At 41.6% G+C, this 24,870-nt stretch carries 26 protein-coding genes; 8 read left to right on the forward strand and 18 right to left on the reverse strand.

Annotated elements, in window-relative coordinates; genetic code table 11:
• Positions 1-240: 240 nt before the first annotated feature.
• From rpsQ to rpsJ, 11 genes are read right to left on the reverse strand one after another with little or no spacing between them, the layout of a single operon-like run.
• Positions 241-498, reverse strand: a complete 258-nt coding sequence (gene rpsQ / locus NYF15_RS19010) for a 30S ribosomal protein S17 (protein ID WP_054552372.1) — start codon at positions 496-498, stop codon at positions 241-243.
• Positions 498-689, reverse strand: a complete 192-nt coding sequence (gene rpmC, locus NYF15_RS19015) for a 50S ribosomal protein L29 (protein WP_004588692.1) — start codon at positions 687-689, stop codon at positions 498-500. Before rpmC ends, rpsQ begins: the two co-directional genes overlap by 1 nt.
• Positions 689-1,102, reverse strand: coding sequence for a 50S ribosomal protein L16 (gene rplP / locus NYF15_RS19020; protein ID WP_036974208.1), 414 nt, complete (start codon positions 1,100-1,102; stop codon positions 689-691). Before rplP ends, rpmC begins: the two co-directional genes overlap by 1 nt.
• 12 nt (positions 1,103-1,114) lie before the next feature.
• Positions 1,115-1,816, reverse strand: a complete 702-nt coding sequence (rpsC, locus tag NYF15_RS19025) for a 30S ribosomal protein S3 (protein WP_062568200.1) — start codon at positions 1,814-1,816, stop codon at positions 1,115-1,117.
• Positions 1,817-1,827: 11 nt separating this feature from the next.
• Positions 1,828-2,160, reverse strand: a complete 333-nt coding sequence (gene rplV, locus NYF15_RS19030) for a 50S ribosomal protein L22 (RefSeq protein ID WP_055016519.1) — start codon at positions 2,158-2,160, stop codon at positions 1,828-1,830.
• A gap of 14 nt (positions 2,161-2,174) precedes the next feature.
• Entirely contained in the window at positions 2,175-2,453 is a 279-nt protein-coding gene (rpsS, locus tag NYF15_RS19035; protein WP_010376377.1) for a 30S ribosomal protein S19, read from the reverse strand.
• Positions 2,454-2,469: 16 nt separating this feature from the next.
• Positions 2,470-3,294: a 50S ribosomal protein L2 gene (gene rplB, locus NYF15_RS19040; protein ID WP_036974212.1), complete on the reverse strand. Its 825-nt coding sequence runs from the start codon at positions 3,292-3,294 to the stop codon at positions 2,470-2,472.
• Between the two features lie 17 nt (positions 3,295-3,311).
• Positions 3,312-3,614: a 50S ribosomal protein L23 gene (gene rplW, locus NYF15_RS19045; protein ID WP_054552368.1), complete on the reverse strand. Its 303-nt coding sequence runs from the start codon at positions 3,612-3,614 to the stop codon at positions 3,312-3,314.
• Positions 3,611-4,216 (reverse strand): 50S ribosomal protein L4, encoded by a 606-nt coding sequence (gene rplD / locus NYF15_RS19050; protein WP_062568199.1) that lies wholly within the window; start codon positions 4,214-4,216, stop codon positions 3,611-3,613. The genes rplW and rplD overlap by 4 nt, the downstream gene beginning before the upstream one ends.
• 17 nt (positions 4,217-4,233) lie before the next feature.
• The gene (gene rplC / locus NYF15_RS19055; protein ID WP_036974218.1) at positions 4,234-4,869 is read right to left on the reverse strand and encodes a 50S ribosomal protein L3; all 636 of its coding nucleotides are present in this window, start codon (positions 4,867-4,869) and stop codon (positions 4,234-4,236) included.
• A 27-nt stretch (positions 4,870-4,896) separates the two neighbouring features.
• Entirely contained in the window at positions 4,897-5,208 is a 312-nt protein-coding gene (rpsJ, locus tag NYF15_RS19060) for a 30S ribosomal protein S10 (protein ID WP_002957900.1), read from the reverse strand.
• Between the two features lie 419 nt (positions 5,209-5,627).
• Between rpsJ and plsB the strand changes: the two genes are divergently transcribed.
• Positions 5,628-8,078 carry a glycerol-3-phosphate 1-O-acyltransferase PlsB gene (gene plsB / locus NYF15_RS19065; RefSeq protein WP_130151469.1) on the forward strand — a complete coding sequence of 817 codons (2,451 nt, stop codon included), beginning with the start codon at positions 5,628-5,630 and terminating at the stop codon, positions 8,076-8,078.
• Here the strand turns inward: plsB and tesB are convergent.
• Positions 8,075-8,932: an acyl-CoA thioesterase II gene (tesB, locus tag NYF15_RS19070; protein WP_130151468.1), complete on the reverse strand. Its 858-nt coding sequence runs from the start codon at positions 8,930-8,932 to the stop codon at positions 8,075-8,077. The genes plsB and tesB overlap by 4 nt on opposite strands.
• 79 nt (positions 8,933-9,011) lie before the next feature.
• Here tesB and NYF15_RS19075 point away from each other — a divergent pair, with 79 nt between their 5' ends.
• Positions 9,012-9,473, forward strand: a complete 462-nt coding sequence (locus NYF15_RS19075; RefSeq protein ID WP_371354386.1) for an EVE domain-containing protein — start codon at positions 9,012-9,014, stop codon at positions 9,471-9,473.
• Between the two features lie 85 nt (positions 9,474-9,558).
• Positions 9,559-10,590, forward strand: coding sequence for a cytosolic protein (locus NYF15_RS19080; RefSeq protein ID WP_371354387.1), 1,032 nt, complete (start codon positions 9,559-9,561; stop codon positions 10,588-10,590).
• 1 nt (position 10,591) lies between these two features.
• On the opposite strand, the gene NYF15_RS19085 is transcribed toward NYF15_RS19080, so the two are convergent.
• Positions 10,592-10,804, reverse strand: a complete 213-nt coding sequence (locus tag NYF15_RS19085) for a PLDc N-terminal domain-containing protein (protein WP_130151465.1) — start codon at positions 10,802-10,804, stop codon at positions 10,592-10,594.
• Complete coding sequence (locus NYF15_RS19090) at positions 10,801-11,871, reverse strand: potassium channel family protein (protein WP_371354388.1); 1,071 nt, start codon at positions 11,869-11,871, stop codon at positions 10,801-10,803. Before NYF15_RS19090 ends, NYF15_RS19085 begins: the two co-directional genes overlap by 4 nt.
• Positions 11,872-12,017: 146 nt before the next feature.
• Between NYF15_RS19090 and NYF15_RS19095 the strand changes: the two genes are divergently transcribed.
• Both NYF15_RS19095 and NYF15_RS19100 read left to right on the forward strand, forming a co-directional pair.
• Positions 12,018-12,968, forward strand: coding sequence for a chemotaxis protein CheV (locus NYF15_RS19095; protein WP_237114693.1), 951 nt, complete (start codon positions 12,018-12,020; stop codon positions 12,966-12,968).
• Positions 12,969-13,121: 153 nt separating this feature from the next.
• The gene (locus tag NYF15_RS19100; RefSeq protein ID WP_371354389.1) at positions 13,122-14,435 is read left to right on the forward strand and encodes a short-chain fatty acid transporter; all 1,314 of its coding nucleotides are present in this window, start codon (positions 13,122-13,124) and stop codon (positions 14,433-14,435) included.
• Between the two features lie 886 nt (positions 14,436-15,321).
• Here NYF15_RS19100 and NYF15_RS19105 read toward each other — a convergent pair.
• Positions 15,322-16,335, reverse strand: coding sequence for a metalloprotease (locus NYF15_RS19105; protein WP_371354398.1), 1,014 nt, complete (start codon positions 16,333-16,335; stop codon positions 15,322-15,324).
• A gap of 173 nt (positions 16,336-16,508) precedes the next feature.
• Here NYF15_RS19105 and NYF15_RS19110 point away from each other — a divergent pair, with 173 nt between their 5' ends.
• Positions 16,509-17,735: an EAL domain-containing protein gene (locus NYF15_RS19110; protein ID WP_130151460.1), complete on the forward strand. Its 1,227-nt coding sequence runs from the start codon at positions 16,509-16,511 to the stop codon at positions 17,733-17,735.
• On the opposite strand, the gene NYF15_RS19115 is transcribed toward NYF15_RS19110, so the two are convergent.
• Entirely contained in the window at positions 17,732-18,796 is a 1,065-nt protein-coding gene (locus NYF15_RS19115; RefSeq protein ID WP_130151459.1) for a hemolysin family protein, read from the reverse strand. The two genes, NYF15_RS19110 and NYF15_RS19115, sit on opposite strands and share 4 nt — an antisense overlap.
• A gap of 145 nt (positions 18,797-18,941) precedes the next feature.
• Here NYF15_RS19115 and NYF15_RS19120 point away from each other — a divergent pair, with 145 nt between their 5' ends.
• Positions 18,942-21,437 carry a prolyl oligopeptidase family serine peptidase gene (locus tag NYF15_RS19120; protein ID WP_371354390.1) on the forward strand — a complete coding sequence of 832 codons (2,496 nt, stop codon included), beginning with the start codon at positions 18,942-18,944 and terminating at the stop codon, positions 21,435-21,437.
• A gap of 164 nt (positions 21,438-21,601) precedes the next feature.
• A complete protein-coding gene (locus NYF15_RS19125) occupies positions 21,602-22,306 on the forward strand; it encodes a response regulator transcription factor (protein WP_130151457.1) in 705 nt (234 codons plus the stop codon).
• Between the two features lie 4 nt (positions 22,307-22,310).
• On the opposite strand, the gene NYF15_RS19130 is transcribed toward NYF15_RS19125, so the two are convergent.
• Together NYF15_RS19130 and NYF15_RS19135 are read right to left on the reverse strand one after the other, a co-directional pair.
• The gene (locus NYF15_RS19130; protein ID WP_130151456.1) at positions 22,311-23,822 is read right to left on the reverse strand and encodes a YifB family Mg chelatase-like AAA ATPase; all 1,512 of its coding nucleotides are present in this window, start codon (positions 23,820-23,822) and stop codon (positions 22,311-22,313) included.
• 37 nt (positions 23,823-23,859) lie between these two features.
• Positions 23,860-24,474 carry a trimeric intracellular cation channel family protein gene (locus NYF15_RS19135; RefSeq protein WP_062568185.1) on the reverse strand — a complete coding sequence of 205 codons (615 nt, stop codon included), beginning with the start codon at positions 24,472-24,474 and terminating at the stop codon, positions 23,860-23,862.
• Between the last annotated feature and the right edge of the window lie 396 nt (positions 24,475-24,870).

Genomic DNA, 24,870 nt, shown 5'->3' on the forward strand with positions numbered 1-24,870 from the left:
AATGATTAAATATCTCTTTCTTAAAACGACACGGTTAACTTTATTACTTAAATCGTTATTTTCTATTTAATTGAGTGGTCTATTTTTTGATCGCTATTGCGAATTGCTGTAAATCAAATCACGCAAGCTTTTTCATACAAAGATGAATTACAGTAAACACTGACTGACATGGTTTTTAAAGTTTAAAAACAAAAAGCCCCAGCAAGTGCTGGGGCTTTTAAAAGTGAACTTAATTAAAAATTAAGCTTTCTTTGGACGCTCAACAACGTCTACTAAAGTCCAAGACTTAGTCTTAGAAATAGGAGCACACTCAGAGATAGTAACTACGTCACCAGTTTGAGCTGTGTTGTTTTCGTCATGTACGTGTAGTTTAGTCGTACGTTTGATGAATTTCCCATATACTGGGTGCTTCACGTAACGTGCGATAGCAACAGTGAAAGACTTATCCATCTTGTCGCTGATTACACGGCCTTGAAGAGTACGGATTTTATCGCTCATTATTGACCTGCCTTCTGGTTAATAATTGTTTTTACACGCGCGATATCGCGACGTACTGTTCTTAGCGTGTGTGTCTGAGCTAACTGACCAGTGCTTGCTTGCATGCGCAGGTTGAACTGCTCACGAAGAAGTCCTAGAAGTTCAGCGTTTAGCTCTTCTACGCTTTTGTCTTTTAGTTCGCTAGCTTTCATTACATCACCGTCCGAGTTACGAAAGTTGTTGTGAATGGTAATTTACGCGCTGCAAGGTTAAATGCTTCACGAGCAAGCTCTTCAGAAACACCTTCCATTTCGTAAAGTACTTTACCAGGTTGAATTTCAGCAACCCAATATTCAACAGAACCTTTACCTTTACCCATACGAACTTCTAATGGTTTGTTCGTAATTGGCTTATCTGGGAATACACGGATCCAGATTTTACCTTGACGCTTTACGTGACGTGTCATAGCACGACGAGCTGCTTCGATTTGACGAGCAGTCATACGGCCACGACCAGTAGCTTTCAAACCGAAAGTACCGAAGCTTACTTTGTTACCGTTTTGCGCTAAACCGCGGTTGCGGCCTTTGTGCATTTTACGGAATTTTGTACGTTTTGGCTGTAACATTACTCGCTACCTCTACTTAGCACTTTTTTTGGCTTTCTTTGGCGCGCGTTTAGCTGGCTTCTCTTGCTCTTGTACTAGTGGTAAACCACCAATAACTTCGCCTTTGAAGATCCAAACTTTAACACCAATGATACCATAAGTGGTTAAGGCTTCAGAAGTTGCGTAGTCGATATCAGCACGTAAAGTATGTAGAGGTACACGACCTTCACGATACCATTCTGAACGTGCGATCTCAGCACCGCCAAGACGACCGCTAACTTCAACTTTGATACCCTTTGCACCAATACGCATTGCGTTTTGTACCGAACGCTTCATAGCGCGACGGAACATAACACGACGCTCTAGCTGTGACGCAATACCGTCAGCTACTAGTTGTGCATCAAGTTCAGGCTTACGAACTTCAGAAATATTGATCTGAGCCGGAACACCTGCAATCTTAGTTACTGCTTGACGTAGTTTTTCAACGTCTTCGCCTTTTTTACCGATAACAACACCAGGACGAGCTGTGTGAATTGTTACACGGATAGATTTAGCTGGACGCTCAATAACGATTTTAGACACAGAAGCCGCTTTTAATTCCTTAGTAAGGAATTTACGTACTTTGTGATCGCCAAAAAGCTGATCAGAGAAATCTTTTGAATTCGCGTACCAGGTAGAAACCCAAGGTTTAGAGATACCTAGGCGAATACCAGTAGGATGAACTTTTTGTCCCATTACTTATACTCCTAGCTATCTGAAACCACAACAGTGATGTGGCTTGTACGCTTAAGGATGCGATCTGCGCGTCCTTTAGCACGTGGCATAATACGCTTCATTGTAGGACCATCGTCCACAAAGATCGTAGCTACACGTAGCTCATCAATGTCAGCACCTTCGTTATGCTCTGCGTTAGCAATAGCAGACTCAAGTACTTTCTTAACTAATACAGCCGCTTTTTTAGGGCTGTACGCCAGGATTTCTAGAGCGCGATCAACCGGAAGTCCGCGGATCTGATCTGCAACTAGACGAGCTTTTTGCGCCGAACCAGAGGCGAATTTATGTTTAGCTAATGCTTGCATTTATCATTCCCCTCTTAACGTTTCTTCGCTTTCTTATCCGCAGCATGACCGCGGTAAGTACGAGTTGGTGCAAATTCGCCCAGTTTGTGACCGATCATTTCGTCTGTGATAAACACAGGAACGTGCTGACGACCATTATGGACAGCGATGGTCAATCCGATCATGTTAGGTATGATCATTGAACGACGGCTCCAAGTTTTAATTGGCTTCTTGTCACCGCTTTCCAACGCTTTCTCTACCTTCTTCAGCAAGTGTAGGTCAATAAAAGGACCTTTCTTGAGAGAACGTGGCATGGCTATTCCTCAACTATTATTTAGTACGACGACGTACGATAAACTTATCAGTACGCTTGTTCTTACGTGTCTTAGCACCTTTAGTCGGTTTACCCCATGGAGACACAGGATGACGACCACCAGATGTACGACCTTCACCACCACCGTGCGGGTGATCTACCGGGTTCATGGCAACACCACGAACTGTCGGACGGATACCACGCCAGCGATTTGCACCAGCTTTACCTAGTGAACGAAGCATATGCTCAGCATTACCTACTTCACCAAGTGTTGCGCGACAGTCAGCTGGAACTTTACGAACTTCGCCAGAACGAAGACGTAGAGTCACGTATTGACCTTCACGTGCAAGGATTTGAACGTATGCACCAGCAGAACGTGCGATTTGCGCGCCTTTACCTGGTTTTAATTCTACGTTGTGAACAGTCGAACCTACAGGCATGTTACGCATTGGTAATGTGTTACCAGCTTTGATTGGTGCATCAACACCAGACTGGATTGAATCACCAGCTTTTAAGCCTTTAGGTGCAATAATGTAACGACGCTCACCGTCTGCATATAATACAAGAGCGATGTTTGCGCTACGGTTTGGATCATACTCTAGACGCTCAACAACAGCTGGAATGCCATCTTTAGTGCGTTTAAAGTCGATTACACGGTAATGATGCTTGTGACCACCACCGATGTGACGAACCGTGATACGACCTTTGTTATTACGACCACCAGACTTAGAGTTTTTCTCTAGTAGTGGTGCGTAAGGTTTACCCTTATGTAGATCTGGGTTAACCACTTTAACCAGGTGACGACGACCCGCAGAAGTTGGTTTACACTTTTGAAGTGCCATAATTCTAACTCCCCTTATTACTCGGCGCCGCCGACAAAGTCTAGCTCGCTACCTTCTTTAAGAGTAACGTAAGCTTTCTTCCAGTCTGAACGACGACCGAAACGCATGCCAGTACGTTTTGTTTTACCCTTAACGTTTAGTGTGCGAACACCAGTTACTTCTACTTCAAAAAGCTTTTCTGCTGCAGCTTTGATTTCAGCCTTAGTTGCATCAGAAGCTACTTTGAAAACAATCGTGTTGTTCTCTTCAGCAGCGATAGTGCTTTTTTCAGAGATGTGTGGAGCAAGGATCACTTTTAAAAGACGTTCTTCACGGATCATGCTAGCGCCTCCTCAAGTTGCTTAACAGCAGCAGCTGTAATAAGTACCTTATCGAAAGCGATTAGGCTTACAGGATCGATACCAGCTACATCACGCGTGTCAACCTTGTATAGGTTACGTGCCGATAAGAAAAGATTCTCATCTACTTCTTCAGTCACGATTAGAACATCTTTAAGCTCAAGTTCTTTAAGCTTAGCAACTAGTTCTTTAGTTTTTGGTGCTTCAAGACCAAACTGTTCAACAACGATTAAACGCTCTTGACGAACTAATTCAGATAAGATGCTTTTGATCGCACCGCGGTACATTTTACGGTTTACTTTTTGGCTGTGATCTTGTGGTTTAGCTGCGAAGCTAACGCCACCTGAACGCCAAATTGGGCTACGAATTGTACCAGCACGTGCACGGCCAGTACCTTTTTGAGACCATGGTTTTTTACCACCACCGCTTACTTCAGAACGTGTCTTCTGAGCACGAGTACCTTGACGAGCACCTGCTGCGTAAGCAACAACTACTTGGTGTACTAATGCTTCGTTAAACTCACGTCCAAAAGTAGCTTCAGAAACTTCAAGAGCGCCAGAAGCGTCTTTAATTGCTAATTCCATCACTAAATCTCCAGGACTTATGCTTTAACAGCTGGTTTAACGATAACGTCACCGCCGATAGCGCCAGGTACTGCACCTTTAACTAAAAGCAAGTTACGCTCAGCGTCAACGCGAACTAGTTCTAAGTTTTGAGTCGTTACACGCTCAGCACCCATGTGACCGGCCATTTTCTTACCTTTAAACACCTTACCAGGTGATTGGTTTTGACCGATTGAACCAGGAGCACGGTGAGATAGAGAGTTACCGTGAGTCGCGTCTTGCATGCTGAAGTTCCAGCGCTTAACACCACCTTGGAAACCTTTACCTTTAGAAGTACCGGTTACGTCAACTTTGTTGATTTCGTTGAATAATTCAACAGTAAGCTCAGCGCCTACTTCAAAATCGCCTTCACCACCATTTAGGCGGAATTCCCACAGACCGCGACCCGCTTCAACACCAGCTTTAGCGAAGTGACCCGCTGCTGCTTTGTTTACACGGCTTGCTTTTTTAGTGCCTGCGGTTACTTGAAGCGCGTTATAACCGTCAGTTGCTTCAGATTTGATCTGAGCAATACGGTTAGGAGTCGCTTCGATAACTGTCACAGGGATAGATACACCATCTTCAGTGAAGATACGTGTCATACCCACTTTACGACCGACTAGACCTAATGCCATTTTCCTAAAACCTCTCTAATCTTCCGATTAACCCAGGCTGATTTGAACATCAACACCAGCAGCAAGATCTAAACGCATAAGAGCGTCAACAGTCTTGTCAGTTGGTTCTACGATGTCGATCAGACGTTTATGGGTGCGGATTTCGTACTGATCACGCGCGTCTTTGTTAACGTGCGGTGAAGTTAGTACAGTAAAACGTTCAAAGCGTGTAGGTAGTGGGATTGGACCACGTACTTGTGCGCCAGTGCGTTTCGCAGTTTCCACGATTTCCGCCGTTGATTGGTCAATCAAACGGTGGTCAAAAGCTTTTAGGCGAATACGAATGCGTTGATTTGACATTCTTAAACCTCAATATAAAGAGCATTTAAAAAGAGCATAAAAAAACGACCGAAACAATCTTACTAACTAAGATGTCGGCTGCTTTCTTATATCTACGTTGAACTCCAAATCGGAGTTCCTGTTTTATTAGCTTGAAATCCAAGCTTAATCTTTCCTTCCAAGTTCCCGAGGGAATTTTGAAAGCCTGCGTATTATAGTGATATTGGTGATAAATGCAACAACAATTTTGAAAAAATCCACAAGCCAATTAAAATTTGTTTAATTTTCGAACTTTATCAATAACATTGCCGTCTTTACTTTATACTTGTGCAGTCTGAGGCGCGCAAGCATCGCTTTTAAATGGTCAGTCCAGTTAATAATTGCTATTCTATTGCGCTTATTTTTGCCTCTATTACTACTTTATTTACTTTGGTGAGTTGATGCGTATCATTAATCGTTGTTTGAATTTTATGTCAGCAGGTATGAACCGCTTGTTTGTAAGAAGCAAGGTGCTGCCCGACAACCCGATTGAACAATATAACCTAAACCCAGCTAACCCGACTTTCTATATAGTTAAGCTTAATGCACGCTCAGATTTGGCAGCACTCGCACGCGTGTGTAAAAAATACGGCTTACCTAACCCGACCGAAGAGCAGTTATTAGGTAATGCGGAACTTGATCGCTTTATCGGTATTCAAAACCCACCACCGCTATTTGGTAACAAAAGCAAACCAAGCAATGCCCTGCAGCAAGGCAAACAAATTATTGACCACCTGATGCAATCAGGTGAGAAAAACGTACAAGTGATCCCTGTTACTATTTTATGGGGTCGTAACCCAGGTAAAGAAAAACCTGGCTTAGGGACGTTAGTATCTCACTCACTCACACCAAGTTGGTTCCGCAAGTTCTTTGTGTTGCTATTCTCTGGGCGCGATAATTTTATTCGTTTTAGTCAGCCTTTGGACTTATCACTGCTAGTGAACGAAAAAGCAGACGTAGATGAGCTACCACACAAACTACTGCGTGTTGCTCGCGTTCACTTTAAACGTCAAAAACTGGCCGCGACAGGCCCTAAAATGCCATCGCGAGAGCAGTTATTCAATTCGCTACTTGCTTCACCAACAATTAAAAAAGCGATTCAAATTGAAGCAAAAGAAAAAAATATCAGCCAACAACAAGCACGCCAAAATGCGCTGAAACTTCTTGATGAAATAGCGGCAAATTACAGTGATGCAACCATTCGTGTTGCTGATCGCGTTTTAACTTGGTTATGGAATAAGCTTTACAACGGTATTGATATTAAGTTTTCTGAACAAGTCAATGAGCTGACTGATAAAGGCCACGAGATTATTTATATGCCGTGTCACCGCTCTCATATGGACTACTTATTACTGACCTACTCTATTTACCATTTAGGTTTGGTACCGCCGCATATCGCTGCAGGTATTAACTTAAACTTCTTCCCAGCAGGTGGTGTATTCCGCCGTAGCGGTGCGTTCTTTATTCGCCGCTCATTCGCGGGCAATAAACTGTATTCATCAGTATTCAAAGAATACCTGAGTCAGCTGTTTATCAAAGGTTATTCAGTAAAGTTTTATACTGAAGGTGGCCGTAGCCGTACTGGTCGTTTGTTACCGCCAAAAACAGGTATGCTCGCTATGACGTTGCAAGCCATGCTACGCGGTATTGATCGCCCTATTTCGATTGTACCTGTATACATAGGTTATGAGCACGTAATGGAAATTAATACCTACTTAAAAGAACTTGCCGGTAACGATAAAAAAGGTGAGTCGATATTAGGTATCTTTAAAGCGATTAAAAACCTGAAAAACTATGGACGTGGTTACTTAAACTTTGGCGATCCTATTTCGATAAACCAATATCTGAATGAGCAGCAACCTGATTGGCGTGAATCTATTCACCCAACCGATGTACAAAAACCACAGTGGCTTGGGCCACAGGTCGCCAACCTTGCTGATAAAGTCATGGTTAATATTAATAGCGCCGCGGCACTCAATGCGGTGAATCTACTGGCCATGATTTTATTGGTTAATGATAAACATGCGTTAAGCAAGCCTAAATTGATTGCTCAGCTTGAGTTTTATCTACATTTACAACGCAGCGCGAGTTATAGCGACAAAGTAACAACACCTGACGAAACGGCTGAGCAGCTATTAGAGCATGCGCTTAAGCTTAATAAATTTGATGTTATCAGCGATGAGTTTGGTGAAATCATTGCTATCAACGACAAAGAGAAAACGTTATTCAACTATTACCGTAATAACGTATTGCACTTATTTGCTGTGCCAAGCTTGCTTGCACTGCATTTATTTAAAGCGCATAAAACGACGATGGCAGATTGCCACGCCTTGATTGCACGCTTTTATCCACTATTTGCCAAAGAGTGGTTCTTACATGAGTTAGATGAAAACTACATTACTCGTGTTCTTGCCAGCTTTGTTGATCAAGACCTAATTGAAATTGACGGTGATAATATAAAAATCACTAACAGCAGTGATTGCTTGGCAAAACTAGAAATACTAGGCCGTGCACTGAGTTTAACCTTACAACGTTATGCAATCGTTATTGGTTTTATTCAAACCAGTCATGGCATTGAACGTGCTGAACTTGAGCATGAAAGCCAAGTATTGGCAGAGCGTTTAGGGACGTTACATGGCATTAAAACCCCTGAATTCTTTGATAAGAAAGTACTCATTGGTTTTATTACAAGTTTACGTGAGCAGAAGCTGATAACTGAAACAGAACAAGGCTTAACGGGTAGCAGTGAGCTCTGTGAAGTGTATATATACCTTAAGGCATTGCTGCCAGCACGCGTCTGGCAGTCAATTGACGACATAGTGCAAAGCCAAGCTAAGCACTCAAAAGGTTAACGCTGACGCATGACCCCTTCTTGGATCGTTGAGGCAACCAAGTTGCCTTGGCGGTCAAAGAATTGGCCTCGCACCAAACCACGCCCAGAGCTCGCACTTGGGCTATCAATCGAATATAAAATCCAATCATCAAGTCTAAACGGGCGGTGGAACCACATCGCATGGTCAATCGTCGCAACCTGCATATTCGGCTGCATAAACGATACACCGTGGGGCTGTAAGGCTGTTGGTAAAAATTCAAAATCCGATGCATACGCAAGTAAATAATTATGAATGCGCTGGTCGTCAGGCATCTCGCCATTGGCTTTAAACCAAATATGTTTCACTGGCTCCATAACTTGTGGCTTAAATGGATTATGAAAAGTCACAGGGCGCATTTCAATCGGCACTTCGCGAATGAACTTATTGCGTATAGGTTCAGGAATAAGCTCGGCATTCGCTTGATAAAATTCAAGAGACGACTTTAGCTCTTCAGGCTGTGGCACACTTGGCATTTGCGCTTGATGCGATAACCCTTCTTCATCACCTTGGAAGGACGCCGTCATATAAAAAATAGGTTTACCGTATTGAATGGCTTTAACTCGACGAGTACTAAAACTTTTACCATCACGAATATTTTCTACATCATAAACAATCGGTTTAGCAGCATCGCCTGGGCGTAAAAAGTAAGAATGCAAAGAGTGAACAATACGCCCCTCGGGTAACGTTTCTTTGGCTGCCGATAAAGCTTGGCCCATTACTTGGCCGCCAAAAACGGCTCTAAACCCTAAATCTTGGCTTTGGCCACGATACAAGCCTTGTTCAATTTCTTCTAGCGCCATTAATGATAGCAAATCATCTAATACTTGGCTCATTTATTTATCCTCAATCCCGACAAGCGTTTAATGATACTATAGACTAATTGGAAGTAAATCTTTGTAAGAGCACCTTATTATGGCTTATTGGCTTTTTAAAACCGAACCCGATGCATTTTCAATTGATGATCTAAAAAACGCACCTGAGCAAACCTCTATGTGGGATGGGGTGCGCAATTATCAAGCCCGCAACTTTCTTCGCGATGATATCAAGCAAGGTGACTTGGTGATGATTTATCATTCAAGTTGCAAACAGGTGGGTGTTGCAGGTATCGCTACGGTGACTCGCGAAGCCTATGCCGACCCAACACAGTTCGATTTAAATAGCGATTACTACGATACCAAAGCAACCGCTGATAACCCGCGCTGGTTTGTGGTCGATGTGCAATATCAAGCACACCTTAAAAAGCTAGTTAGCCTGCAAGCGATTAAAGCCAATGACTCAATTACCGAAATCGCCCTTAAAAAAGGTGGACGACTGTCAGTAATGCCTGTCACCGAACATGACTGGCAACAGATCATAGCAATGAGCGAGCGCTAAGCATATAAAGTAGTGGCCATTTTTAATGAGCTGCTATTTTTGCTATAATTTCGCCCCTTTATTTTAGAGGTATTAAGGGGGATGTATGAAATTACTGTATTGGTTAGAGGAATGGAGCAGCCTCCCCCGCGATGAGCAACAAAGCCTTGTGCCTATGACTGGCGGTGATTTGCTCGGCGATGTTTATGTAAAATATCATATCATTGATGCCAACAAGCCCCTGTTAATTACCTTCTCTCCTGCTGGAACAAATTATCAAGAACATGATATTACTGATGATTTTTCACCTTGGGCTTATAAGCTCGCGAAAAAGCAAGATGTAAATATTATCGCCTTTCAACATTTAGGCATTAGCAACTGGTTTAGGCACCGTAATCTGTTGTTTTTCATTGAACAGTTAGCGCCTCTCATTAGTGGGTTTAAAGAACGGTTAGGTTATGGTTTGAGCCGAGGTGGGTTTGCTGTAGGCGCCTTTGCCAACTTATTAAAGCTTGATAAAGTTTTATTATTTCACCCTGTCAGCACCAAAAACAAAGATAAAGCGCCATGGGATGATCGCTCCAGCACAGATATCGCACAAAAATTTGATTGGAACAGCGATTACCATGACTTAGATTTAGGCCACGCTAAAGGCTACATTATTTACGACCCAACGAATCGCATCGACCGTGCCCACGCTAAGCGCTACCCACAGCTTAATCATTTAAGGGTATTCGGGATGGGACACAGTGTGCATGCCACTTACCTAAGTAAGTTTGGATTTTATAAAAATGTCGCCGTTGACTTTATGCGCCACCAGCAAGTCGATATTGCGCAGTTCCGCCAGCAAACACGTACATTGCGCTTTAAAGAAGACTACTACCGCCGTCTAAACAAAGCGAATGCAAGTTCTGCACACCGCTTGGCACTATTGAGTACAGCCCATAACATTTTAATTGATGAAAAAGCGGAGCATATAAAAGAAGAGCAAGAAAACGTTGATGTGCAACCTTTGTTAGATGTTGCTCTAAAACACCAAGAGCAACATCCTAAAGATGCCGTAAAATTGCTTGAAGTGGCGCAACAACTGGCTCCTGACGATCCAGTTATTGAACACAAACTAAAACAGTTAAAATAACTTAGTGTTTACTTTTCACCTTTTTATTTTTTTTAACGTGCCCATGCTTGGGCACGATGGTTAAGTACATGATGAGTGCTAACCACGAAAAAAAGATAATCCCTATTAACCATGCATTTTTTTCATGGCCCTGAGTCCGTTTGCTGTTTAAAACAATCACTACAGGCAAAATATACGCACTCAATACAATGATTAAAAACGCAACTTCATTCATTCGCTCACCAATGAAGACCAATCAACTTCATTACTAAGTACACGTTCAACAGCGATGTAGTGCAAAATATCCCCCTCACTGACGGTATAATCAAGAGGTGGATTTAAATCCATATTCTGAGCACTCAAGTTATGCGCCACACCAAGCAAAATCGCATCATGACTTTGTTTAAAGTGATGGAATAAATTACCAAACGTCATGGCTTTTACACCTTTCGGTATTGGCAAGCTAAATTGCGTGTCACCGTGTAGCGTAGATAATAATTCTTCTTGCACACGGCTTGAACCTGGGTCTTGCATCGAACGTACAAGAATTTCTGCAGACTTAGAACTACTGCATTCAACATTATTACAATGCTCAAGTAGCATCTCAATTTTAGTTTCATCATCAAAATGAGCACTAATATGACACTGCTCATTGACCAATTTACTGATGCGTAATGCCGTTGTGAATGTTTGGTCATCGTCTTGACCATCAATAATGATTTTATCTGCCCGCTCTATAGCCACACGTTTTAACTCATCAATATCGGTAAAACTACTTAAGCGAGCAAAATCAACATGTGAATTGTCTAGAAATGGATGTTCCATTTGCTCGGTCACTGCTAACAATATGCGTCGATCAAGACGCTTATTATCTGCCAAAATATAGTCAATCATCTTTTTTGTCCGCGTATCATGCCAACCGAAGATAATTATATGATTGTTAATATGTGAGAAGCTTTTATCACCCGTCATAGCGCGCCTAATCAAGTAAGTAACTGTTTGCCCTGTTTTTCCTAACAGAACACCAAATAATGCCAAACCAAAAGGAATTTGTAGAAGTGCAACGATCCAGCGTCCTAGCTCTGTACTGGCACTGAAGTCGCCATAACCGACTGTAGAAGTCGTGACAACATAATAGTAAAAGTAGGTGCTAATTGGCGTGAGATCCTGCTCCCCTGCAAGCACGAGTAACCACCAAATAAGCAACATATGGAAAAGTGTTGTTATTACCACAGCCTGCCAGCTAACCTGATCAATATGACTGCGTATAAGTACCACTAAGCGGTTAAAAATATGATGCATAATCCTTGCAATGTATCTTAGAAGAAATTAACCGATACGGTACTGTAATGCATAGGTTTTAGCAACTGGTGGAAAATTCCTAATGCATGTCGATGAAAAATAATAGTAGACTATACTTTCTCTGTATTAAGTATTAAGGGTGCAATATGTCTGGTGTTCTAGCTTCAGTCGATCAACGTACACAATTAGTTGGTGAAAATCGTTTAGAGCTCTTGCTGTTTTATCTACACAGCCGCCACTTATTTGCGCTCAATGTATTCAAAGTAAAAGAGGTTGTTAAACTTCCTCACTTAAGCAAAATACCTAATTCACATCCGAAAGTATCTGGTGTTGTCGATATCCGTGGTGAATCTATTCCCGTGATCGATTTGCGTAAAGCGATTAACATGCCAGAGGCGAAACACATTGAAGATACTAACTTAGTAATTACTGAGTATAATCGCACTGTACAGGGCTTTTTAATTGGCAAAGTCGATCAGATTATCAACATGACCTGGTCTGACATAATGCCGCCACCTACCGCTATTGGTAAAAACCATTACCTAACTGCACTGACAAAAATTAAGCGTGATAATCAAGAGCACCTAGTTGAAATTATCGATGTTGAAAAAGTCTTAGCTGAAATTATCGAATACGAAGTGCAAATCAGCGATGACATTTTAGATCAAAATATAGTCAACGAGTTCACAGGTCGTAAAATTTTACATGCCGATGACTCCCCGACTGCGCGCAAACAAGTAAGTGATACACTCACTCAATTAGGTATAGAAATAATTCCTGCTCGTAATGGTCTTGAAGCATTAGAGATGCTAAAAGGCTGGGCAGACGAGGGCAAGGATGTTGAAAAAGAATTACTGATGGTGATCACCGATGCTGAAATGCCGGCAATGGATGGTTATAGGCTCACCCACGAAATTCGCCAAGACAGCCGTCTGAAAAACTTACATATTGTTTTGAATACCTCTTTGAGTGGTAGTTTTAACCAAGCAATGGTTGAAAAGGTAGGGTGTAATGCGTTCTTGTCTAAGTTCCAACCTATTTTGCTTGTCGAGGAAGTACAATCTCGTTTAAGAGCTGTACTTGAGCAGCAAAAATAGTCTTTTAAATAATTGCCTTTTAAATAACACAAAAAATGCTAATGGGCACTTTTTAAGAGGCTCAGTTTAAACCCCACCGCGACGTGTCAATTTGCCAATTAGTTGCTTTCATGATTAATTAGCACAATCAATTTACTGACAACAATAAAAATTATGCTAAATCATGTTGCAAAGCCATTCACAAAACTGGTTGAGCGTTACCTGCCAGATCCATTTATTTTTGTAATTTTATTAACTTTTTTAAGCTTTATCGTTGCGGGTATTTTCACACCATCGACACCGGTACAAATTTTAACGGCTTGGGGAAGCGGCTTTTGGAATTTATTACAATTTGCCATGCAAATGCTGTTAGTACTACTAACCGGTTATATGCTGGCAAGTACGCCTGTAATGCGACATCTATTAACCAAGCTTGCGGCCTTAGCTAGCACACCTGCCAAGGCAATTATACTGGTTACGTTCGTTTCATTATTAGCAAGCTGGCTCAACTGGGGCTTTGGTTTAGTAACAGGTGCTTTGTTTGCAAAAGCGATTGCCAAACAAGTCCGCGTTGATTACCGGTTACTCGTTGCCAGTGCTTATTCAGGCTTTATTGTCTGGCATGGTGGCTTAGCAGGCTCAGTACCACTGACTATCGCAACTGACGGGCACTTTTCAGAGCAAAGTATCGGCGTAATAGGTACAGACAGTACTATTTTTTCAGGGTTTAATATCGCAATTGTCATTGGCTTATTTATTGTTATGCCACTTGTAAACCGCTACATGCTGCCAAGCAACAAAGACAGTATATATATTGACCCTGCAAAGCTAGATGATGAACCGACTCAGTCGGTAAGCCCTAGCCGCCCTGCTGAAGTGATTGAGCATAGCCGTATACTGGGTATAGGAATGGGACTCATCGGCCTTGGCTATCTAGTTTATTACTTTGTACTGAGTAACGGTGGCTTAAATTTAAATAGTGTTATCGCCATTTTCTTATTCAGTGCTATTTTATTGCACCAAACACCTCATAACTTACTTACAAGCTTACAGCAAGCAATCCCAAGCGGTGCTGGAATCGTAGTGCAGTTTCCATTTTACGCAGGCATTATGGCTATCATGGTTAACACGGGCCTTGCCCAGCAAATTTCCGAAGGATTCATCGCAATAGCCACAGCCGAAACACTGCCATTTTGGAGTTTTTTAAGCGCTGGCTTTGTGAATATATTTGTGCCATCGGGTGGAGGCCAATGGGCTGTTCAAGCACCTATCGCCATACCTGCGGCACAAACACTTGGTGCAGACATACCCCGTGTTGCTATGGCCGTTGCTTGGGGTGATGCATGGACAAACCTCATTCAGCCTTTTTGGGCCCTACCTGTACTTGCGATAGCAGGACTAAAAGCAAAAGATATTATGGGCTTTTGTTTAGTGCAACTGGTGATCACCGGTGTGTTTATTGCGCTAATGCTGAGTTTTTACCCTTAAAATAAGGCGGCGAAAATATATAAAATCCGTTTTACTAAACCAATAAAAAATATCGCAATGGACGCATAGCAGAGCTTAGGGAATAGTTCTGAGATTGGTTTTAAGCGCTCGAAGCAAGGTTGTTTTTTAACCGTTACGTACTTATTCGGCTTATATACCAAAAGCTTACTTACTGCTCTCAAAATTTTTATCTGTATATTTTACAAAGTCGGATTCGCGTATTCTGACCTTTCCTAAGAAGTCCATAAAAAGTAATATGTTTAAGTTTTTGAGAGAGCAGTCCAGTTTTACGTTTACGCTATATCATTCACCATACCAGCATCCATTAAAGTAGCTTTTTTTTATTAGGCCCTTTTTTCATATCTACCTACGTAGAAACCGATAGAGAAACTTAAAAAGATTATGCAAACTAATGATAGCGTTTCCGGTATGCTCTTATTTAGCTTAAATTCAATGCCAATAAAAGTAATCACTCCCGTAGATATTAGTAAAAATAATACGCGGTAGAGATGCTTCATTTCATACCTCCAAAACAAATAGAGTGATAAAGTACCTAAATATAACAAGGCCTCATAAGTTGTTTTATGATTTAAACTTTAAACGAGCACTCCAATCAATGTGCCTTGTTCTAACATAATATCAGCCTCAAATAGCCCTTTTTTGGCTCAAACAGCTTTCATAACCGTGGCCTGTAAGTGGTACTCATGCAATTGCAAAGCGCACATATTTAACTTAAGTTTCAACCCTACTTTATGTAAATAGGATAACTCCTAAAATAAGTACGGAATATAGAGGGTTCATGTTAGTAAATTCGGATAAATGGCTGGGAACATTCAGGTTAACTTTATAGCACTATTTCATATTAACTCAGCGCGAAAACAATAAACTAACTTGATAGGATTTTCATTGGCAGACTTAAGATTGCGCTTTGTGAATCAGCAAAGTGCATCATTACGGCTACGTGGCCTGCAACCACCAGCGCATACATCACAGTCGAGAAGGTTTGCCCATAAGTATCTAATGGTACAAGATGTGAATTATGTCGTTCACGCCACTCAAAAAGTATTTCCAGTGCACCAATAAACAAGAAAAACACTAACAACATCAGTCCGAAAGTGTAGCTAAGCCAAAGCCCTAATAACACACCCACTAAACACATTGTTAGGCCAATCCACGAGCGCATTGAGAAACTAATACTTTTTAGCACATGCCCTCCATCTAGAGGGAGAATTGGTAATAAATTGAAGAGATTGAGCAATGCACTTAATACTGCTACACCCGCGAATATCTCCATCTCAGTTGCGTAATAAAGCACCACACCAAGCACTGATGTGATCAAACCAAATGCTGGCCCCATCAGTGAGATAACAACATCTTGCCAACGAGTCGTAATTTTATCGTCTGAAACAGCAAGCCCGCCGACAAATGGAATTAAGTAAATACCTTTGGTTTTTATACCAAAATACTTCATCGCTCTGACATGTCCATATTCATGTACAACCAAGCACCCTATTAGCATTAACGCAAACTCTATCGAGAATAGCCATGCATAACCCGCTACGGATGCTCCAGCAAGTGCTGCTTTAACAACTTTTGCACTTTTAAATAATTTAAACGCTAAAGCGACAAGGCCAATAACGCTTCTTTTGGGTTTGGTCGGTGTCATTGTGGGTATCACTAATCGGTGAGCAAATTGCTGATTTATGTAAATAGCTAAGCAGCGGTTATCAACATTACACGTATCTAAGCCGACTCGCTCACCTCGAAAGTCAAACTCATACAAATACTGCTTGGGCGACTCAAAGGCAATAGCTTGTTGGTGATGAAAAAGTCCTACTAATTGCGAACCATTAAGGTGCACGGTAAAAATTTCATCTGCTAGGCTTAGCTGTATCGTTATCATAATGATTTTAAACGCTATTATTGTATTAAGCTATTACATTTAGAAAAAGCATAATTCCAGATTACTGACAATATTTCTAAAGTAGCGTTTTTTTTCATCACTGACCAGCATAAAACATGACGAACTACTTTTTTCCTACTACTTTTAAAGAAGATTAATTTATTCATGGAGTGAATAAGGTGAAATCAAACCGACACATACTTGTAGTAGATGACTCCAAAGCAATTTTAATTGTTATGCAAGCCATATTGAATGAGCTCGAGATAACAAATATCACAACCTGCTTAAGTGCAGCTGATGCGTTGGAGAAAATCAAAAAAGCACCCCATTACTTTGATGCCGTATTTACAGATTTAAATATGCCAGATATGGATGGTATGGAGCTTATTCGACACTTAGGTGAAATGAAATACAATGGTGCGATAGCCATTATTTCTGAAATGGATCCGAAAGTCATTGATTTAGCGGCAGATTTGGCACGTAAGCATAACGCCCACCTGATTGGCAACATTTCAAAACCTGTACAATTGAATCAGGTTTATTTATTGCTGCAAAAGCTTGAGCATTTTTCTGTTCACATTGAACGAACAAAATCACCTATTTCAGAGTCGCTGCTTTTGCATGCGATAAGTCACAATGAAGTGCTTCCTTACTATCAGCCCAAAATCAATCGCCATGATAATCGGGTAGAAAGCATTGAGGTATTGGCACGTATAAACACCAGTAAAGAAGATGAAGTCGTCTTGCCTGATCGATTTATCTGCATTGCTGAAGACTTAGACCTCATTAACCTCATCACTTTTCAGTTATTCGAAAAAGCAACCAATGACTTTAATGAGATAAAAGAGCATTTTGACCCTAACTTAAAACTGGCATTTAATTTATCCCCTTCCCAGTTAGAAGACTTAAGCTGCCCTGATAAGTTAGCCCTGATCCTACACCTTAATAAACTCACTCCCAGTGAAGTGATATTAGAAATAACAGAACAATATGCTTTACGAAGTGCGGCACAGCTAGAAACGCTTAATCGCTTACGCATGAGGGGCTTTGGCATATCCCTTGATGATTTTGGTACAGGTTTTACCAATGTGCAGCAACTAAAAACGCTGCCCTTTACTGAAATAAAAATAGATAGAACCTTGATCAGCAATATTGAAACCGACCAATTTTCACAAGTTATCGTCAGTAGTTTAGTAAATATTGCTATACAAGAGGACTTATCGATTGTTGCAGAGGGCATCGAGCGCGTTGAAGAGCTTGATTACCTTGATAGGTATAAAGAGTTCATTCTTATGCAAGGTTTTTTACTATGCCGACCAAAATCCAAAGACGACTTTTTAAATTGGTCTTTATCATGGCGGCAAATGGTTAAAACAGCAGCTGGCTATAGGCGTTAAGGCTGACGCTTATCATCACTGACAATCGTATTGCTACTTTCTAGGCGCTGTCGCCAACGCTGCTTGGCGACATGCTGCATATTGGCTGACTGATCATGTTCATCAACTATTTCGAGGCCCATCAACGCTTCAATGAGATCTTCAAGCGTGACAATTCCCTGCACATCCCCGTACTCATCCACGACTAGGCAAATATGAGTGCGTTCAGTCAACAGTGTTTCAAGCAAGGTTGGCACGTGTAATGTTTCCGGCACAGTATAGATAGGTTTTACTAACTTACTGATTTTATAGTCTTCACCTAATCGGTGGTAAGCAAGCATAATATCGTTCTTATGCACAAAACCAATAATGTCATCGCCATTTTGATCATACACCAGTACACGAGAAAATGACGAAGAGCCATATTCAGACAAGTACTGATTAACGGTTAAGTCTTTATGTACTTTGAACAATACAGTACGTGGTGTCATTATCGTATCGAGCTTAGCGTGGCGAAAGTGTAATAAGCTTCTTATTATTTCAGATTCATCCTGACCAAGCGCTCCCGATTCAGTTCCAATATCCGCCATAGCCTCAATTTCTTGACGAATATAATAGGCTTCATCGTAATTGCGACCCAAGAAACGAGTAAGAATATCTGCAAACCACACAAAGGGTTTTAACATAAACACCAAGCCAACTAAGCCAAGGCTGACAATAGGCGTGAGAGCGCGCCAATAATTAGCGCCTAATGTTTTAGGGATGATCTCAGACAGCACCAACACTAATAATGTCATAATAGCTGATGCAACGCCCACGGCGGCATCAGAAAAAACCACGGCTGCTTGAGCCCCAACTCCCGCAGCACCTGCGGTATGCGCAATGGTATTGAGAGTTAAGATAGCGGCAAGCGGCTGATCTATATTATCTTTAAGTTTAGAGACACGTTTAGCTAAATGAGGCTGTTGTTTACGTATTAATGCAACATAGCTGGGCGTAATGCTTAATAACACCGCCTCCATCACAGAGCACAAAAACGAAATCGTAATGGCGACGACCATGTAAACAAGTAAAAGTGTCACTATCTATCCTCACTTTGGGGTAACTTGCTCACCTTAACAAGTGTATGACTTAACCTCAAACCCTGATTGCATTCTAACGCAGAGCACTTTTTGGCTTTTTTAGCGCGTGCTATATTAGCTCAAATTACCGACTATAGGCTCAATTATGACGTTTAGAAGAACTTGGCAGAATAAGTCTACCCATTTAAAAATAACACTTGGTGCATTCGTACTCAGCGCCTTAAGCACAACCTCTTTGGCTGACCCAATCGACAAATCAGCCATTCAGTTTATTGGCCCACTTGCAGAAGATATGCAACTTAAGCCGTATCAAACCGATCATCGAGATACCATCATCGCAAACTTATTGCCAAGCTTACAAACAAGCAGTGACAGTATACATTTGTTTGGTAATGACGTTGACTGGCAAGCATTCGACAAAGTGAGTGCGTTAACTCTTGGTGGGTTACAAGCACTTAAATTCACAGCCTCAACAGATCGATTCAGCCAAGGCACATTGACCTTAAAAGGCATTGAAAACGCTCAGCTATTCATTGATGGCGAAAAACAAACAGAAAAAAATCAAGCCTATGAATTAGCCTTAAGCCAAGGCGATCATCAAATTGTTATCATTACGGAGCAAGTCGCAAACTGGAATCAGGTTGAGCTTGATTTTACGGCTAAATCTGAACTAGACACTTTACAATTTAGCGCTAAACAGCAACATGGTTTATCGGCTAAGCAATTATTCGATGCGCCAACAATTAACTTTGTGTCAATGGCACCCAATGGCGATTATTTCATCACTAGCAAACGTCATTACGAAGATGCCACCGCCAATCAAGCTCAATATGTTACAGAGCTTAAAGACGCCAAGAACAATACTTTGTATCGTTTCGAGTCAGCTCAGCCAAGTAGTATAACTTGGAGCCCTGACAGCAAACGTTTAGTGTATCTATTAAATGGTGAGCTTAAGCGCTTGAATCTAAAAACCATGCAGCTGAGTGTCATCGCTAAAAACCTCTCTGGAGCGAACGGCTTTCAATTTTATGACTCAAACAGCTTGATCTTTAACTGGTCAAAATCACCTGAAGATAATGGTAAGCTCACTAAGCACTATCAAGGCCTACAAGATCGCTGGTCGTATGCTCGTACGACATCGCAAGTCTATTTGCTCGATATTGCCACAGGTCTTAGCAAAATAGTAAGCCAAGGCCCACTTAGCCACTCACTTGAAGACTTTGATGCCAAACGTGGCAGCATATTAATGAGTCGCTCAGCACAAGCTATGCAACTATCACCCGAGCCTGCAACTGAGCTGGTTGAATTAAACCTAGCTACATCAGCGCTGAATGTACTTGGCCAATTTAAAACCTTTAATCAGGCTAAATACACAAACGAGGGGATTTATGTAACGGCAGGCCCTGACTTTAACAATGGTTTAGGGCGTAACCTACCACAAGGCATGCTTGCTAATAACTACGATGGGCAACTTTACCTGTTAAGTCGGGACGGTAAAAAAGCCACAGCGTTAAGCAAAGAATTTACCCCTGCAATTGGCCAGCTCAATGTACTTGAAAATGGTGATGCACTTATAAAAGTTACAGAGCAAGATACAGTACAACTTTACCAGTATGATCTCAGTAAAAAGCGCTTTAATAAGGTGAACGCTGGCTTTGATGTTGTTGAGCAATTTAGTTATTCAAAAGAACGCAACCCCAGCATTTTGCTCACTGGCACTACAGCTTCAACACCTCAGCAACTGAAACAACTAAGCCTAGGTAAAAGCCGCGCGAAAATATTATGGGATTCAAAACCGATCGCCTATAAAGATACTGCCATTGCCTCACTTGAAGAGTTTAACTTTACCAATAAAGACGGTATTGAAATTAAAGGCCGCGTTTACTTGCCGCACAACGTAGATAAAAGCAAAAAGTACCCTGCACTGGTCTATTATTATGGCGGTACATCACCTGTTACTCGTGGTTTTACAGGTCGCTACCCATTTAACTTGTGGGCTGAGCATGGCTATGTTGTTTATGTTGTGCAACCAACGGGCGCAACAGGCTTTGGCCAAGAGTTCTCAGCTAAACACGTAAATGCATGGGGTGAGTACACCGCGAACGATATCATCGATGGCACAAAAGCGTTTTTAAACCAGTATCACTTCGTAGATAGCAAACGTGTTGGCAACTTAGGTGCGTCCTACGGTGGCTTTATGACTATGCTACTGGCTACCAAAACAGATATGTTTAGTGCTTCAATCGCCCATGCTGGCATTTCTAATATTACGTCGTATTGGGGCCAAGGCTGGTGGGGGTACTTATACTCTAACGAGGCGTCTAAAAATAGCTACCCTTGGAATAATCCAACCCTTTACAGCCAACATAGTCCTGTTTTTCATGCCGACAAGGTGACCACACCATTATTATTACTGCATGGTGATTCGGATACGAATGTACCGGTTGGAGAAAGTCACAATATGTACACGGCATTAAAGTTACTAGGAAAAGATGTCGAACTCATTGAGTACAAAGGCGCAGACCATCAGATATTTGCACGCGACAAACGCTTTGATTGGTGGGACACCATGCTCGCTTATTTCGATAAAAACCTAAAAGAGCAGCCACAATGGTGGCAATACCTTTACGCTGAAAAGTAGATTTTTATATAGTTGAGTACTACAAAAGTACTCAACTTTTCTTTCACTTTACGACACCTAACTAATTAAATTGTAAGAAATAGTTATAAACCTATCCATTACACTTCTCACTCTTTGTCATACAGTGCTAACATAACAACAAATCAAGTGTGAAATAGAAGCTAATGACTATTCAAGTTTTATTGGTTGAAGATGATGAGCTACTCGTCAAACGTATTCTCAACCATTTTAAAGAGACTGAATTTGAGATTGAGGTAGACTCAACAGGCGCCGATGCACTGAGCATTGTGCAATCTCGCGCCCCTTCACAAAATGCAATCTCTTTAGCTATCATCGATATAGTACTGCCCAAACGTGATGGTCTGCTATTAGCAAAAGAACTCAATGCGCTCACAGAAATTGGCGTAATTATGCTATCAAGCAGAGACTCTCAAGCCGATCGCATTGCAGGGCTTGCCCAAGGTGCAGATGATTACATATGTAAGCCCGTAGACTTACTTGAACTCGAACTTAGAATGCGTGCACTTCACAAACGTCTCAAGAGCTCTCAAAACGATGATGAAAGCGAAGAGTTTATTGAATATGCCGACTTCAAGTTACATCCTGATAATCGAACCTTGATTACCCCTAACGGTGAAGAGTCGCGCCTAACAGAAGCTGAACACAAGGTACTTATTTGCTTAATTGCAAATGCAGGTAAAGCAACATCACGTGAAAAGATCTCAGAAGAGATTGGCCAACCAGATTGGAGCCCAAGTGATCGCACCGTCGATGTATTGATTGGTCGACTACGTAAAAAATTAAGTGATGAAAAGGATCAGAAGCGTATTGTTACAGTACGTGGTAAAGGTTACATGTTATCGATTTAAGCTTTTAGAGTTGCGTTAGCTGACTAATTAGCCGCTCAAATGCCCGATAATTTAATGCTTCTTTTAGTTCACTTAAGGTTATATTTGGCTGAGCTTTTAAATCGCTGATGGTGCGTGCCACTTTAATCACCCGATGATAAGAGCGAGGCGATAAAGCCAGTTTTTCACTGGCTTTAGCTAAAAACTGAAGTTCTGCAGGTGCTAAAATACAGTACCGATTCATTTCTTTATTATTCAAGCGCGCATTCACTTTGCCTTGTCTTTCAAGCTGAATTGCGTAGGCACGCTCAACACGTGAGCGAACTTGCTCACTGCTTTCTTCTATTTCAGTACTTTGTAGTTGGCTACTGGTCAATCTTGGCAACTCAATTTGTAAATCAATACGATCGATAAATGGCCCAGACACCCGAGATAAGTAACGTAGCACTTGATCAGGCGTTGCTCGCTTATCTGTGTGGCTACCTGTTGGGCTTGGGTTAAGAGCTGCAATCAACTGAAATTGCGAAGGGAACTCCATTTGCCTCGCAGCTCTTGATATCGTTACTACGCCCGTTTCCATAGGTTCACGCAATGAGTCGAGTACTTTTCTCTCAAATTCAGGCAGCTCATCCAAGAAAAGCACTCCATTGTGGGCTAATGAAATTTCCCCTGGCTTTGGGTTTGACGAACCACCAACAAGCGCGACGGCTGAACACGTATGATGAGGATTGCGAAAGGGACGCTCCCGCCAATTCGCTAAATCGACTGATTGACCAATAATTGAATAGAGGGCTGCGGTACTAATCGCTTCATCGTCAGACATTGCGGGCATAATTGTCGGCATACGCTGTGCGAGCATAGATTTACCTGTCCCTGGAGGGCCTAAAAATAACAAATTATGCCCACCAGCAGCTGCAATTTCTAATACTCGTTTCGCACCTGGTTGCCCTTTAACATCGCTTAAATCGAGAAGAGATTCCCTATCTAATTCCTGCTCTGGGTATTCAATATTCAAAGGAAGGGGTTGCTGGTTAAGTAAATCGTTCCAGACATCCTGAATAGAATATACTGCTTTTCGTGCGACCCCTGAAACAAGACTCGCCAAGGAGTCATTATCGGCAGGAAGAAAGCAACAACGGCCTTTGTCTTTAGCACCGAGCACGGAAGGCAAAATCGCATTCACACCTCTTACTTCCCCATTTAAGGCAAGCTCACCATAAAATTCATAACGATGAATATCGGGACAACTAATCTGCCCTGATGCCACCAAGATGCCTACGGCGATGGCTAAATCAAAGCGCCCTCCCTCTTTAGGCAAGTCTGCGGGTGCTAAATTAACAGTGATCCGCTGATCAGGAAAGCCAAACTGTGAGTTTTCAAGTGCGCTTCTTACGCGATCTTTCGCTTCCTTCACAGATGTTTCGGGTAGACCAACTATATGAAAAGCCGGTAAACCATTACCTAAATGCACTTCAACTATAACTTCAGGTGCTTGTACGCCTATTTGTGCACGAGAAAAAATACGAGCTAATGACACGTTCAATCTGTCCCTATAACAAGTCCTAAGTTATAGTTTAATCAGAATATTTAAAAATATGCAACGTTAGCCGCCACTTCATCGCCGCCAGTCGTAAAACAAGCGTCACTAGCATTGCAATCACCATCGCAAGCTCTGTGACAAAACCAAAAGAAATACCCAGCGTATAAGCGACTCCGCCTGCAATACAGGTAATTGCGTATAACTCACCTTTTAATAGCATAGGCATATTACCTGCGAGCACATCACGGATCATGCCGCCGAAGCAACCTGTAATAACGCCCATAATAATAGCCGTTGTGTCAGGCATACCTGCCAACATTGCTTTTTGAGCACCCATAACAGCAAAAAATGCTAGGCCAAATGCATCTGCTATCTGTAGCGTATTAAATTCAATCGAACGCTGCTTATTAATTAAACGTGTAGTAACAAATACCGAAAATAAAATAGCCCAAAAATAGCTTTGATCATGTAACCAAAAAACAGGAACATCTAGGATTAAATCACGTAACGTACCACCACCAATTGCCGTTACGGTGGCAAGTACAACAACTCCAAAGCCATCCATTTTTTTATCATAGGCCAGCAGCGTACCTGATACAGCAAATACAGCCACGCCAATTAAGTCAAACCAGTGGTAAAGTTCAGTCATACTTGTAACTAAAAAGTAATTTTACCTACCTTGTAACATAAACTTTTCAATCTTTTAAGAGAAGATTATGCAAGTCACTAAACGTAGCAGAAGGAAAATATTAATCTGTTTAATAAAGAGAACTATTTTGAAGCAAGAAACCATATTATTAGCAGACAATGATTTCGTATTATTGCCTATTAATACAAACATTATGATGAGATAAAAAGATTTTTTCGATACTCAAGAGCATCTTCACTTTCTATAGGCGTAAAAAACACGCTTTCGCGTGTCTAGTATTACATATTTATTTTTAATTTCAGTTGGTTGCGAGAGCTGTAAACTTTGAGGGTGAACCGACAACCTTTGGGTCATGAATCTGAATTTTAGGCATAAAAAAACACGCTTTCACGTGCC

The organism is Pseudoalteromonas sp. 68 DY56-GL68, from assembly GCF_041414825.1.
In the GTDB taxonomy this organism is placed as follows: Bacteria; Pseudomonadota; Gammaproteobacteria; order Enterobacterales; family Alteromonadaceae; genus Pseudoalteromonas.